Below are 14,516 nucleotides of genomic sequence, written 5' to 3'. Positions count from 1 at the left end.
CCTCGAATTCTTTAATAACGGGTTTCCAGTTGCGTTCTGTTTCTACGGCTATCATTAGTGAATTTAATTAGGGAACTATCAATAATATTGTGACAAACTTTACTATTTTTGTGCAATTATTTTTCTAAGGGTTGCAATATTGACAAAGGGAAGGATCGCCAGTCTCTCGACCGTCGGGAAATAGTTTTTCTTTAGTATAACCGCACTTCTTGCATTTATAGATTGCCGATCGCGCTAACTGAGTCGGAAAATAGCACAGTCCGCAGGGCAATCCGATTTTCATCTCAGCAATATCGAATCCCGGCCAACCGCACTCTGGGCAGAATCGCTTGAATTTTTTAACTAAATCGAGAGTTGCATTTTCGATGTTTTTCATCCGAGTTGGATTGTACATCGCGCGCATATCTGTTTCGATATGAACCCGGCCGGTTGACGATTTTTTTAAGCCTGCTGTCACAGCGTCAAAAAATTGTTTTTCTGTCCTAATGCCCTTGACAATCTCGCCGTTACCGAGCGCAGCTTCACCAACTATAACCACCAGTGCGTGTTCGGGAAATCCAGCTTTTTTAGCAAAATTATCTGCTTCTTCTATACTAGAAATTAACTGGTGACTGTAGTTAGTTTCAACGGAGAAAGAGTCGCCGATTAGTTCTAGATTGTTGGCTTTATCTAATAAAATTACGATTTCTCTGTTAGCTGGCAGATACGGCATCATTGGGTGAGGACCGAAAGTACCTTCGCTGGCAAAGGCAAGAGTTTCGCCCGCAATTTCTAGGGCTTTTTGTGCTTTATGGCGAGCGGCTTCTATTTGTGTTCCTAAGCGTTTAACTTCTCTGGTGAAGGTGCCGAAAGTATCAGTGTCAAGCGCCGCAGGTACTAGGACATTTACGCCCAATTCTCGTTCCAACACTGGAGCCATTACCCGTTCTTTTTGGTGCATGGTAGCAAGAACTGCGGTGCGATTGCTCAATAATTGATGTTTGCTCATTTATTTTAATAGCTAAAAATCAAACTGATGTCACTACTGGTTTTTATTGCTTGACAAATCAATTACAAAATTTTCTCCATCATCATAAATCCGCTTGCGACTTTCGCCAAGTTTTTGTAAGCTATCTTGAAATTCAAAAGTGTTCAACGCCTGATTTCGTAGCCAGAAAGGCCATTTTGGGCTGAGTCTAACTTGTAAAGATTTCTTAGGAAAATTCGCTTCATTAGCGTAAGAATATGCAACATATCTAATCGATTTTGAAATTAGATAATCTGCTAGCTTTTCTTCTCCTTTAAATGAAGGCATACCGGGCGGAAGGCTAGCCCCGCCTGGGTAGTCGGCAATCCAGATTGTATGTTTCCTAAAATTCATTAAAAAAGGTTTGTCAAGTCTTGTTAAAACTATTTCTTTTTCCGGAACTGAATCTAGCATTCTTGCATATTTATCGCGCTCTTGTGGTATCACTAAAGGTACATTATTTAACCGCCGGGATATTCTATCTAGGGGGTTATGAAATTTTCCCAAATTCTTGTAGCTCTGAAAACCGAATGCTACTAATAAAGACAAAATTAGTGCTCCGCTAAAGGCACTTTTTTTAATTTTTATATTTAAGTTATTTGGCGGGATATTTTCACCCAAAACTGAGATGAATATGACGAACATCACTACTAATAGCGGATATGAATAGCGGTAGATATCTGACCCTCCTGTAGAAAATAGTATCACCGCATTTCCCGTGACTGCACCAATAAAAATAGACAGGGTTGCTTCTCGAACAATTGGCTTTTTACCCAGACCAATTATCCCAAATCTAATTGCCAATACAGTCGGTATAGAAATAATTGTTAAAATTGCATACAGCGTGAGTTGAATTGCTAGGTTTGGGGGAATTTCACTATTAGGAAGTTTGACCGAGCCTCCGTATACAGAACCATGAAGACCTCTACCAAATATGGGATATAGTAAAGTCCCTGATGACTGATATAGTGATATCGACCAGGGTAAAACAAACATAGCCAATAAAATACTAGCCAAACAAAATTCGTAAATTGCTTTATCCTTTATGTGGCTCCCAAGGATATAAAAAAAATAACTACAAGTTAAAAAAATAATAGACGCGGGAATAAATGTGCTTTTTAAAGCGCAGATGGCGGCTGCAAGCAATCCTATAATTGCAGCATTACTTTCGATATTTGTTCCTTTGAGGTGATCCCACTCAAAAACTCTAAATAAGCTGAAGAAAAGACATACCGGAATTAATATGCCAGTTATATTTATATGATGAACACGGCTAACTGATAAAAAGCCGAACACAATCATTAGTGTCGAGTTTTTTGAAATCTTTTTTTGCTGACAGTATCCTATAATTAGCCCTATCATTATGACTAAGGCGCAGCCGGGATCGATAAGATATAAACTTCTTTCATCCAACACGCTGAGACTGAACGTATGCAAGAATGATTGTCCTCCCAGTGCAGAGACCAGTCTTCTTTCGCTGAAAGGATCGGAACCAAGAGAACCTATTTGAAGCATTTTATGGGGAAATACAAAATAGGCGTGGTAGTCATCGTGAAGATTAAATTTATGCCAAGAAACCGAACCACTGTATTGCACAGCAGTCATAAGGCAAGCGATAACAGTCCCGATCGCAAAAAAAATATTTTCTTTGAAAGCATTAATTAACCGATTCAGATCGTCGGCTATCGAAGTTTTATTAGCCCAGGCCTCTATTATTCCGTAAAGTGCGCCCAAGCATATATATATTAAAATAGTTGCTTGTGAAATAGTCCATGTCACATTTAATAAACCCCCAAATATAACACTCCAAGCTATCCCCCAAGCGGCTCTTTGCCCCCAGTCAACTGTGTAATCGGGAAAAAGGATGCGGTTGACCGCTCCACCCCAGCCAATCAGGGATACAAGAATGCAAATTCCCCATGCAAAAGAAAGAAAATAATAATTCATAATTGTGATTTCGGTATCGATTCATAACGTAATACTTGGACGCACCCTTTAGCTTAATTTATCCACTCAGGACTCAAACATCAATATCAAAAGCGATCGCTAGTTGCCTCCAGTCACTCCCCCAGCTTGACCTCTGAGTACAAAAATTACTCCCGTCATAATTAGTGCTACCCCTACTAACCGCAGCGGTGGCAAAGGCTCGTGAAATATAAGTTTGCCACCTAAAACAGTAAACAGGTAACTAATTGACAATAAAGGTGAGACTATGCTAAGGTTTGCCCGCGACAAAACTACAATAAAGCCGATGGAAGAAATTGCATACAAAGAAAGACCACCTACTATCAAAGGCTGAGTAGCCATTGCTATAATTTTTTCTATTAAATTAGCAGCGCCAATGGGTCCTAAGATTTTAGCTCCTGCCTTCAGACTGAATTGACCTGCGACGCCGCACAATATTGCAGCAAGCAATAACAAAAAAACGCTTCTATTCACAAGTTTACTAACCTATAGTACAATCCAAAATTGCCGTTCCCAAAAACCTGAAAAACTTTAATTAAGTTTGGCTAGGTTTTATTCACCACTAATATTTTAAGCAGAGATACGGGAAAATTAAGTATGGTCGATCGCGATCGAGAGTGGAACAAATATATGGCAGAGCAGACCAATCCCAGCGGAGAATACACTCTAGAACTATCGATACTCATGCCTTGCCTCAACGAAGCAGAAACTTTAGAAATCTGCATCAAGAAAGCACAGAATTCCCTGCGCGAACTTGATATTGTCGGCGAGGTCATCATAGCAGACAACGGCAGCACTGATGGTTCTCAAGCTATCGCTACCAGAATGGGAGCGATAGTCGTGCCCGTAGCAGCCAAAGGCTACGGCAGCGCCCTCATGGGAGGCATCATCGCAGCGCGCGGAGTTTATATTATCATGGGCGATGCTGACGACAGCTACAATTTTTCCAACCTCGACGCTTTTGTCAACAAATTGCGAGAAGGTTTCGACTTAGTAATGGGAAACCGCTTTCAAGGGGGCATCAAACCGGGGGCGATGCCGCCGCTGCACAAATATTTAGGAAATCCGGTGCTGACATGGGTTGGGCAGTTATTTTTCGCGAGTCCAGTCGGGGACTTTCACTGCGGATTGCGGGGTTTTAGGAGAGACTCAATTTTGAAACTCGACTTGCAAACAACGGGGATGGAATTTGCTAGCGAAATGGTCGTCAAAGCATCTCTGTACACATTGCGGATAACTGAAGTCCCAACCATACTTTCTCCCGATGGACGCTCGCGCCCGCCGCACTTGCGAACTTGGCGAGATGGCTGGCGGCATCTACGATTTCTGCTGCTTTACAGTCCTCGGTGGCTGTTTTTGTATCCGGGTGTGGCGCTGATAATTTGGGGTCTAATTGTGGGCATCTGGCTCTTACCTGGTACTCAAAAGATTGGTAGTATTAGCTTTGATGTACACACGCTGCTTTATGCTGCGATCGCCATTATCATCGGTTTTCAAGCAGTAACTTTCGCTTTTTTCACCAAAGTTTTTGCGATCAGTGAAAAACTGCTGCCCGAAGATCCCAAACTCAATAAAATATTTCGGTATGTCACTCTAGAGACAGGATTGATTGTCGGAGTTACGCTGATTTTAATCGGAATAGTTGGCTCGTTCTTGTCATTAACTATCTGGAGCGAAACAGCTTTCGGTTCTCTCGACCCTTCTAAAACTCTGCGTTTGGTTATTCCCTCACTCACTTGCCTGACTGTCGGTTTACAGATGGTTCTGTCGAGCTTTTTTCTCAGCGTGCTGGGCTTGAAGCGTAGATGATAACATTAAAATTACTGGCAACATTCCTCAAAACTAAATCGCCATGCAGGCGAAGTTCGGGGCGATCGTACTTCCTTCGATCCTAAATTGCTATAATGACAATCAGCAAAAAATCTTAATAAAAAATCTATGTCTACTTATAGCAAGGTACTGAGTCAGGCTCAAAATCTCACTCTTGAAGAGCAACAGCAACTGTTAGAAGTATTGTCAGCATTGGTTCGCGATCGGGTAACAACCCAGACTCAGGGTAGCAGTGAAAGATTGCCAAGGAAAAATTTAAAGAGATGGCGAGGTTTTTTGCCTAAGCGTGTGGATGCTTTGGAATTCCAGTTGCAACTTAGAGAAGAATGGGATGATTAATAAATATCTTCTCGATACCAACATTCTGATTTACTACTTCTATGACGAGCCGGAAGTTCAGCCTATATTTGATGAGATTGAAGCTGGAGATGCAGAGGCATTTTAATCTCCGATTAGTTGGGTATAGTTACTTTGTTACCCGGCATTGATAGAAGAACAAGCGAATGAGTTGCGGGAATTTTTGAGGCTTATTAAGTGCGTATCATTAACAGAATCAGTTTTAGATCCTGCAGCCCAAATTCGTAGAGATTATCGCTTGAAATTAGGTGATGGTGTAATTGCGGCCTGTGCTTTAGTTGAGAGATGTGTCTTGGTAACTCGCAATGCTAAGGATTTTAAGCGCGTTGATGGGTTAACTATATTGAATCCATTTGATTAGGTAAAAGAAGGGGCGATCGCACCTTGGGGAATATAGGGGCGATCGCACCTTGGGGAATATAGGGGCGATCGGCTGTGATTCTATTTCAACTACGCAAACATCAAGCGACCTTTCGGTTGAGGAATAGGACGACCGAGTGCGTTAGCGGTTTCTATCCACTCCTGCATAATAATCTCTAAATTTTGCAGTGCTTCTCGATAAGTTTCGCCATCCGCAGCACAGCCTGGCAATTCAGGTACTTCGCCAACAAATGCCTGGTCTTCCTCACTCCAGTAAATGATTACTTCATATTTCATTATCATCTTGGTTGACCAATTTATATTTCAGAATTACTGCACGAACTTGCTTTACTTGATAAGCTTTAGCTTTTGATTTATCTGCTTTCTGGGGTTGGAGGTTGAGAATCTCTGCGACTCCCTCCTTCGTGAAAATATGGTGACTCCCCTTACTCCTTACCTCAAATCCTAAAATCTGGAGTATTTGACATAAATCGCTAAAGGAAAAATTAGCATCAGATGCACCAAGCATCAGCTTGCCTAGGAGTTTGTTTATTTGAGTCATTAATTTACTTTAATATATTGATTGTTTACTAAAAATTTTATATATAAATATATGATAACACACTAACTAGAGATTTTCACCGAAAGTTTGTGTAAAGTTTTCCCTACTGATGAAGGTGGTAGGAGTACGGTAATCCCTACCTTTAAGCTATACCAATTCTATTAAATTTATTTAAATAAACTTGGTCTTTTCAAAACAGTGCAGGGGTATCAGCTACCCCTACACAATTCTACACTAATTTGGGAACCTTACTCGACCCCCTCAATCCGGTCTTCCACCTCCTGATAAAGTTCACGCAAGCGATCCAAATTGTTCTCCGAAGTTTCCCAATAACCCCGGCCATTCACCTCAAGCAAAGTGCTGACAATCTTGCGGAAAGAATGAGGATTTAAGTTAAGCAAACGCTTCTGCATCTCCTCATCTTGGATAAACGTAGTGTTGACATCCTCATACACCCAATTATCCACAGCGCCCGCCGTCGCACTCCATCCAGTCGTATTCACCAGACGCTTAGAAATCTCCCGCACGCCTTCATAACCGTGCGACAACATCCCCTCGTACCACTTCGGATTCAGCAGCTTAGTCCGCGAATCTAAACGCACGGTTTCTGATAGCGTCCGCACCTGCGCGTTGGCTGTGGTTGTATCAGCAACAAAGGATGTCGGTTTCTTCCCATCTGCGCGCAAACTGCCGATCAATTTAGTCGGATCGGAGTCGAAATAGTGCGACACGTCGGTTAGGGAAATCTCGGCAGAATCCAAGTTTTGGAAGGTCACTTCCGCAGTTTTCAAGGATGATTCAAAAATCTTCCGGTCTTGTTCCATTGTTCCGGGATTGTCGGAAGAAAAGGCGAAGGATTTGCGGGTTAAGTACATTTCCTGCAACTCGGCTTCGCTTTCCCAAGTGCTGTTTTCTACCGCCAAGTTAATGTTAGATGAATAGGAACCAGAAGCATTGGAAAATACCCGGGTTGCTGCTTGTCGCAGGTTGATTCCCATTTCTTCCGCTTGCTTCAGGGCGTGTTTGCGGACGAAGTTCATCTCTAACGGTTCGTCGGCTTCCGCTGCCATTTTCACGGCTTTATCTAACAAATTCATTTGGTTGATGAACAAGTCGCGGAATACGCCGGAACAGTTAATTACTACGTCGATCCGAGGGCGTCCCAACTCTTCTAAAGAAAGCAATTCGAGTTTGTTTACCCGGCCCAATGCGTCGGGAACTGGCTTCACTCCCACCATCCACATTACTTGGGCGAGGGATTCGCCGTAAGTCTTGATGTTGTCGGTTCCCCACAACACAACGGCGATCGTTTCTGGGTAATTTCCGCCGTTATCAAGGCGCTGTCTTTCTAAAAGCCGATCGACTACAACCTTAGCAGACTTAACCGCCCCCGTTGTAGGGATTGACTGCGGGTCTAAAGCGTGCATATTCTTGCCAGTCGGCAACACATCCGGGTTGCGAATCGGATCGCCACCGGGACCAGGCAGAATATACTCGCCTTCTAACGCGCGCAACAAAGCGCCTAATTCGTTGTCGGCACAAACTTGCTGCAAGCAGAATTCCAGATACTCAAACAGCGGTTTAATCGGTTCTGGATCGATTTTTTTGAAACCTGCAGCGTGCAGCGCATCAATCCAAGGTGTTTTCTTGCCCATGTTGAAGAAATTCAACTTAGAAACAAGGGAAACTCTACCCTCAGCGTCGGTTTGTTCCTTCACTAAAGCGCCCACTGCATCCCGACAGGCCAAGGTGATTTTTTGCAGCAATTCGACATCTGTTAAAATGCCTTTGTCGCTGTTGGTATAAACTTCTTCGATATCGCGTCCCAGACTGTTAGCGATAATTCGCGGCAAGCTGATCAGGTTGTCTTCTTCGCGGTCTAAATTGGCGATATTCACCAAAGTTGCGATCGCCTCTTCCGCAGTCGGCGGCTTACCGATAATATGCAAACCGCAAGGTAACAACCGCGACTCAATCTCCATCAACTTGCGGTAAACCAAGCCAACTAAATTGTCGCGTTCCTCAGCAGTCATTCCCGCAGCAACCCCTCTTTCTTGTTCGGGAGGTAGGGCGATATCTTTGTCCAAATTCACCAAACGGCATTTTTCGACGATCGCATCAACAATCGCCACACCCCGACCCGTATCCTTCAAAGTTTGATAGGAAGCAATCAACTCGCTGAGTTCCTGCAAACCTTTGTACAAACCAGCATTTTCCGCCGGAGGTGTCAGATAACTGATGGTTTCAGCATAACTGCGGCGCTTGGCAATTGTTGCCTCGCTGGGATTGTTGGCTGCGTAATAATAGAGGTTAGGAATTTTGCCGATCAAACTGTCGGGATAACAATCGACCGACATTCCCATCTGCTTACCAGGCATGAATTCTAGGGAACCGTGAGTGCCGAAGTGCAGCACCGCATCCGCACCCCAAATGCGCTCCAAATATGTATAGTAAGCAGCAAAACCGTGGTGCGGGCTGGCAGAACGAGAGAATAACAACCGCATCGGATCGCCTTCGTATCCAAAAGTAGGTTGCACTCCGATAAACACATTGCCGAAATGTTTGCCGAAAATCAGCAAATTTTGTCCGTCGCTATTCAAATGTCCCGGAGGCGGCCCCCAATTTTCTTGCAACCGTTCCGAATAAGGGGTGAATTCTTCGTATTCAGCTACGGACATCCGGTAAGCAATATTTAATTCGGGACTTTGGTATTGGGCTGTTGCGTCATGAATGACTTCTTGCATCAGTTTTTCGGCGGAATCCGGCAATTCGGGCAAGTCGTAACCGTTACCTTTTAAGGCTTTCAATACTTCGTAAATCGAGCCGAAAACGTCGAGGTAAGCGGCTGTTCCGACGTTGCCTTTGTCGGGCGGGAAACTGAAAACTGTGATCGCAACTTTTTTATCTAATTTTGGTTTACGGCGCAGCATTGCCCACTTCATGGCGCGCTGGGCAATTGCTTCGATCCGGTCTTGTAGGGCGATCGCCTTTCCAGTTGCGCCATCTCGTCCCGACAAAATAATCGGTTCGATCGCGCCATCCAACTCAGGAATGGCAACTTGCAAAGCAACTTGAATCGGGTGCAATCCTAAATCGCTATTTTCCCACTCTTCCGTCGTTTGGAAAACCAGCGGCAAAGCCACCATGTAAGGGCAGTTTAGCTTTTTCAAAGTCTCGATCGCCTTCGGGTGATCTTGTTTCGCCGGGCCACCCACCAGGGCAAAACCAGTCAGAGAAACCACCGCATCAACGATCGGCAGCGGTGTCACACCTTTCGCCCCAACTTCCAAGAAAAAAGTTTCAACAGGCTTCGAGAAGTCCAAACCACCGGCAAAAATCGGTAAAACCCGCGCGCCCATTGCCTCCAATTCCTGCACTATTGCTACGTAGTGCGCGTCATCTCCGGTGACTAAGTGAGTGCGCTGCAACACTAAACCGATGCAAAGTGCAAGGGGGTCTTTGAGGTCTGCAGAAATATCTTTGCGGGAATTGTACCAGGTGAGATATCCTTTTACATCCTCAAACATCGATGGTGCTAAAGGATGCCAAATCCCCATGTCCGGGTAGACAACGGGCTCTTGAAAAGTTAGCTGTTCCTGGCCTTTGAATACATATTTATGTGACAGCATCAGCAAGAAGTTTTCCAAGTTTTCTTGGGAACCGCCCAGCCAATACTGGAAACTCAGCATGAAGTTGCGGGCATCTTGGGCTTTGTCGATGGGCAAATATTTCAGCACTTTCGGCAAAGTTTGCAGCAGTTTCAGCATTCCGTCTTGGAAGGAACTCCCGGATTTTTCCTTCCGTTTTTTCATGAATTCGCCGATGGCACTTTTGCTTTGTCCCAACTGTGCCATCGAAAAACTGCCCATTTTATTGAGTCGCATCACCCCTGGCATCGACGGGAAGACGACGGCGACATCCAAGCTGTCGCGCAGCGGTTCCACCGCCGCTACCACTTTTTCTGCCAAATCTTCGATGAAAATTAGAGAAGCAATAAATACATTGGCATCTGCCACATCCCGCTTGAAGGCCTCGTAATTTTCCGGGCTGCGGAGTTCCTCGATCAGGTAGCCGCTGATTTCTATTGCCAGATTCGGATTTTTCTGATTTATCGATCGAACCGCTGCCGACAGGGCGCTTTGATACTGCGGTTCCAGTACGACATAGACCACCTTCATGAGCGATCGCCCCTGCAAGTTTTCCGGCACAACGTGGCGAATGGTGGGCTTGACGTGAGTGAACATCCGGTTAGGCTCCTTTAAGATGCTGTTTTCGGGAATCGGGAATTTTTTTATCCCATAAGCATTTTTACCAGAAAACGCTTGCCATTAGGCGATTTGAGGCTGCACATGACACAATTCGACAAATTTAGGCCAACTTTTCGTTACATTTTTTTATAAATTCCTTGAGCAAATACTCCATATTTTATTTACAAAAATTTACTTGACAAGATTACGTCAATATGTATAGGATTAATGGGTTGGATAAAAATAATTAAAAATTAACCAACTATTGAGAAAGAAATCCTGAAAAAAGTTCCAAGTTTTGTAAAATTGATTAAACTTACGATGAGAAATTAACTAATGGTAAAAACGCATAAATTCTGAAGGCAGAATGTAGCCTTCGGATAATTGCTGAGTCAAAAAAAGTTTAAATTTCACCAGGAATTTAAAACAATTTAATAAAGTCTATTTTGTGTAAATTCCTGATCGGCGATCGAGTTCATGGAAAGCTAATTGCTATAAACTCTCAAACTCATCAAAACCTTAAGGGGACAACATGGCTAACTACGCAATTTTCGACGAACAATTTTACCTCGCCTCATATCCTTGGGTCAAACCAGCCATTGACGCAGGAGTCATCTCATCTGGAAGAGAACACTTTGAAAAATTTGGGCGAGAAGGCGGTCTAACTAAAGTATCGCGTTATTTTGACGAAAATGCTTACCTTGCTGGGAATCCAGACCTCGCACCCTTCGTCCGTACAGTCAACCCAAACGCGCCTTTTGCGACCGGCCTCGATCACTTTATCCAGTTCGGTTACGATGAAGGACAGCGCCGCACCCAAGTATCACCCGAATACAACGAAAGCTTTTATTTAGCCAACAACTCTGAACTCCAACCGTTTATTCAAAACGGAACTTTCAAATCAGGCTACCAGCATTTCGTTCAATTCGGGGCCAAAGAAGGTCGGTTTGGGACTTCATTTTTTGAACCGGAATACTTAAAAGACAACCCCGACATTGTGCCGTTTGTTAACTCTGGAAACTTGAGAACCGGCCGGGAACACTTCTTCAATTTTGGACAATTTGAGCCTGCCCGCGACGCGACTTTTGTCGGCACCCGTACGAACGATGTTTTAACTGGTGTTGGCGTGGGCGATGTCGAACTCGTGGGAGTGGAAGTAGGTATAGATCCCCAAGGCAACCGCCAGTATGAAAGCTTTGGCACCAATGAATTTGATGTCTTGATTGGTGCTCCGGGAACCAATACATTCGTACTCGGAGTTCCTCCTACATCCGGGAATTTTAGCCCGACACCGTTGTATTTGGGTAACGGTCAAGCTACGATTCGCAACTTCGACATCGAAAGCGATTTTATCCAACTGCAAGGAACTTCTTTAAACGGCTACAGCCTAACTCCCATTGGCAGCAATTTGTCAATCCAGCGTTTTGGAGATGTGCTGGGCGTGATTGAAGGAGGAGCAAGTTTAAATTTGAGTTTCCAAGAATCTAACGGTAACGGTACTTTCTTGATTGGATAGTCATTGGTCATTGGTCATTAGTCATTGGTCATTAGCTAATGCTGATGATTGATGACTTTTAATTTGTTGTGGGCGATTGTACTATGAAAAAGTACGATCGCACTTTACTTTAAACAGCAAACTATGAATTACGATATCTTCGACGAACAATACTACCTTGCCTCATATCCGTGGCTGAAACCAGCCATTGATACAGGAGTCATCAAATCAGGAAGAGAACACTTTGAACAATTTGGTCAAGCCGCCGGTCTCACAAAAATATCGCGGTATTTTGACGAAGATACTTACCTTGAGGGAAATCCCGACCTTAAACCCTTTGTCCGCACTCCCAACAACCCAAACGCACCTTTTGCGACCGGACTAGACCACTTTATCCAATACGGTTACGAAGAGGGTCGCACTCGCGTATCGGCTGAGTATGACGAAGCGTTTTATGTAGCAACTAACCGAGATTTGCAGCCGTTTATTCAGAATGGAACTTTCAAATCAGGCTACCAGCATTTCATTCAATTCGGGGCCAAAGACGGTCGGTTGCCTACTTCTTTCTTTGAACAGGCATACTTAGGAAACAACCCCGACATTCAGCAGTTTGTCGAATCTGGAACCTTGAAAACTGGTCGGGAACACTACTTCAAGTTTGGACAATTTGAACCAAGCCGCTCTGCCACTTTTGTGGGATCTTCTGGCAATGACATCCTCACCGGTTCCGGGGCGGGGAATGTGGAATTAATTGGAGTTGACGTAGAAGCCCCTAACGGCATCCGACGATATGAAAGTGACGGCAGCAATGAATTCGATACTCTCACTGGCGGTAGCGGCCTCGATAAATTCGTGCTCGGTGACATTGTTGGCTTCAGGGGAGGAACCCTCTCATCCAGACAGTTCTACATCGGCCCAGGTTTTTCTACAATTCGGAACTTTACTCAAGGTCAGGATATCATCCAGATAGGGATTCCCTTAGATCAATTATTGGTGTTTCCAATCAACAATAATCGAGATTTAGCTATCCAAACGAATGGCTTTCCCGTCGTTGAAAATGGAGTTTCCATAGCCAGTCGCTTTGACACAATCGCTGTTGTTGAAGGTAGAGGCAATCTCAATTTGAATCTATTACCAGGATCTAGTATTATTAGATCTTTTCTTGGGTAAAAATCTCGCAACTATGGATGGTTTGCCTTAGTCCATCATGGGAAGAGTTATTAATTAAACAATCGGTAAATACAATTTCCACAAGTCAGGGCAAAGCAACTCTAAATCTGCCACAGATTGGGATGACACATCCATTTAACGATCCAGTATGTCTTACTTTTCTCGGCTAGAAAGCATAGAGCTTAAATGAGATTTAATTGGGTAAAATCACCGAATCAAATAATTGTCTCAGTTCGGGATTATTGAGAAATTGTATAAATACCTCATTAAAGCCGCAGGAGGAAAAGATGGCTAGTTACGCAATTTTTGACGAACAATACTACCTTGCTTCATATCCGTGGCTGAAGCCAGCAATTGATGCAGGAATCATCAAATCTGGAAGAGAACACTTTGAAAAATTTGGTCAAGCCGCCGGTCTCACAAAAATATCGCGATATTTTGACGAAGATACATATCTAGCTCAAAATCAAGATATTGCACCATTTGTTCGCACCGCCAACAACCAAAACCGACCCTTTGCTTCAGGTTTAGACCACTTTATCCACTTTGGTTACGAAGAAGGCCGCACGCGAGTATCGCCTGACTACGACGAAGTTTTTTATTTAAAGCGCCACCCGGAGATAACTCCGTTCGTGCAGAACGGAATTTTTAAATCCGGCTTTCAACACTTTATCCAATTCGGAAAAACAGAAGGTATATACGGGACAAGTTTCTTTGAACCACGTTACTTGGGAGATAACCCAGATGTGGCGGTAGTTGTGGAGGCTGGAAGTTTAAAAACTGGTCGAGAACACTATCTAAAATTTGGGCAATTTGAGTCAAATCGATACGGGTTTTTTACAGGAAGCAATGGTAATGATATCGTCACGGGATTTACAGCGGGAAAAAATCAAATTATCGGACTGCTAGTAGCTTTCGCCGGCCCTAATCCACCTTTTGGCATTAATAAGAATAAGTATGACGCTTTGAAATTGGATGACATTACGAGAGAGCCTTTCCTGACTACCACTGAATTCGATACATTAATTGGCACTTCTGGCATTGATTACTTCGTGCTCGGAGATGCTGTTCCCAACAACCGACGTAGTTTGATCAGTCGGGTAGATTTCTATACGGGCAGTGGGGAGGCCAGGATTGTCAATTTTGAAAAAGGAAAAGATTTTATTCAGTTGGTGGAAACCTTTAATGAACTGAGTATATTTCCATCAGGTGCGGACTTATTAATTCAAAAATCGGGAGATACACTTGCTAGAATTCAGGGCGGAGCAAATCTCACTCTGCAACCGATTGGGATTATAAATCCGTTTAATCCTCCAATCGGTCTCACTTTCCTCGGTTAGAAAGCATAGAGCTTAAGTCAGATTTGACACTTGGAAAAAATCACCCTATCGAGTATTGTGTCAGTTTCAGATGATTGATAAAGTGCATAAACAGCTAATTAAAGCGCTCAGGAAAAAATGGCTAACTACGCAATTTTTGACGAACCATACTACCTTGCTCAATATCCTTGGGTCAAACCAGCCA

General features: G+C 43.6%; 12 protein-coding genes. 6 read left to right on the top strand and 6 right to left on the bottom strand.

All coding sequences use genetic code 11. From position 1 onward, the window contains the following. Positions 1–124 precede the first annotated feature (124 nt). The 3 genes from QUA38_RS20760 to QUA38_RS20750 all read right to left on the bottom strand — a co-directional run bounded on the left by QUA38_RS20760 (position 125) and on the right by QUA38_RS20750 (position 3,445). Positions 125–988, bottom strand: coding sequence for a DUF6671 family protein (locus QUA38_RS20760; RefSeq protein ID WP_333165059.1), 864 nt, complete (start codon positions 986–988; stop codon positions 125–127). A 33-nt stretch (positions 989–1,021) separates the two neighbouring features. Further along, positions 1,022–2,953 (bottom strand): hypothetical protein, encoded by a 1,932-nt coding sequence (locus QUA38_RS20755; RefSeq protein WP_333165056.1) that lies wholly within the window; start codon positions 2,951–2,953, stop codon positions 1,022–1,024. 99 nt (positions 2,954–3,052) lie between these two features. Beyond that, positions 3,053–3,445, bottom strand: a complete 393-nt coding sequence (locus tag QUA38_RS20750) for a transporter (RefSeq protein WP_333165054.1) — start codon at positions 3,443–3,445, stop codon at positions 3,053–3,055. 123 nt (positions 3,446–3,568) lie between these two features. Between QUA38_RS20750 and QUA38_RS20745 the strand changes: the two genes are divergently transcribed. From QUA38_RS20745 to QUA38_RS20735, 3 genes are all read left to right on the top strand, one after another. After that, a complete protein-coding gene (locus QUA38_RS20745) occupies positions 3,569–4,780 on the top strand; it encodes a glycosyltransferase family 2 protein (RefSeq protein ID WP_333165052.1) in 1,212 nt (403 codons plus the stop codon). 129 nt (positions 4,781–4,909) lie between these two features. Continuing rightward, the gene (locus tag QUA38_RS20740) at positions 4,910–5,140 is read left to right on the top strand and encodes a hypothetical protein (RefSeq protein ID WP_333165050.1); all 231 of its coding nucleotides are present in this window, start codon (positions 4,910–4,912) and stop codon (positions 5,138–5,140) included. A 145-nt stretch (positions 5,141–5,285) separates the two neighbouring features. Beyond that, a complete protein-coding gene (locus tag QUA38_RS20735) occupies positions 5,286–5,519 on the top strand; it encodes a PIN domain-containing protein (protein ID WP_333165048.1) in 234 nt (77 codons plus the stop codon). Between the two features lie 89 nt (positions 5,520–5,608). Here QUA38_RS20735 and QUA38_RS20730 read toward each other — a convergent pair whose 3' ends face one another. From QUA38_RS20730 to QUA38_RS20720, 3 genes are all read right to left on the bottom strand, one after another. After that, a complete protein-coding gene (locus QUA38_RS20730) occupies positions 5,609–5,815 on the bottom strand; it encodes a type II toxin-antitoxin system HicB family antitoxin (protein WP_333165046.1) in 207 nt (68 codons plus the stop codon). After that, positions 5,805–6,080, bottom strand: coding sequence for a type II toxin-antitoxin system HicA family toxin (locus tag QUA38_RS20725; protein ID WP_333165044.1), 276 nt, complete (start codon positions 6,078–6,080; stop codon positions 5,805–5,807). Before QUA38_RS20725 ends, QUA38_RS20730 begins: the two co-directional genes overlap by 11 nt. Positions 6,081–6,328: 248 nt before the next feature. Continuing rightward, positions 6,329–10,324: a magnesium chelatase subunit H gene (locus QUA38_RS20720; protein ID WP_333165042.1), complete on the bottom strand. Its 3,996-nt coding sequence runs from the start codon at positions 10,322–10,324 to the stop codon at positions 6,329–6,331. A 535-nt stretch (positions 10,325–10,859) separates the two neighbouring features. Here QUA38_RS20720 and QUA38_RS20715 point away from each other — a divergent pair. The 3 genes from QUA38_RS20715 (at position 10,860) to QUA38_RS20705 (ending at position 14,332) form a co-directional block, all read left to right on the top strand. Then, positions 10,860–11,843 (top strand): calcium-binding protein, encoded by a 984-nt coding sequence (locus tag QUA38_RS20715; protein WP_333165040.1) that lies wholly within the window; start codon positions 10,860–10,862, stop codon positions 11,841–11,843. A 123-nt stretch (positions 11,844–11,966) separates the two neighbouring features. Next, positions 11,967–12,992, top strand: coding sequence for a calcium-binding protein (locus QUA38_RS20710; protein ID WP_333165037.1), 1,026 nt, complete (start codon positions 11,967–11,969; stop codon positions 12,990–12,992). 287 nt (positions 12,993–13,279) lie between these two features. Then, positions 13,280–14,332, top strand: coding sequence for a calcium-binding protein (locus QUA38_RS20705; RefSeq protein WP_333165035.1), 1,053 nt, complete (start codon positions 13,280–13,282; stop codon positions 14,330–14,332). Positions 14,333–14,516: the final 184 nt, after the last annotated feature.

Source organism: Microcoleus sp. Pol12B4, assembly GCF_036701385.1.
Classification (GTDB): domain Bacteria; phylum Cyanobacteriota; class Cyanobacteriia; order Cyanobacteriales; family Microcoleaceae; genus Microcoleus.
This window is presented reverse-complemented; position numbering and strand designations above follow the sequence as displayed.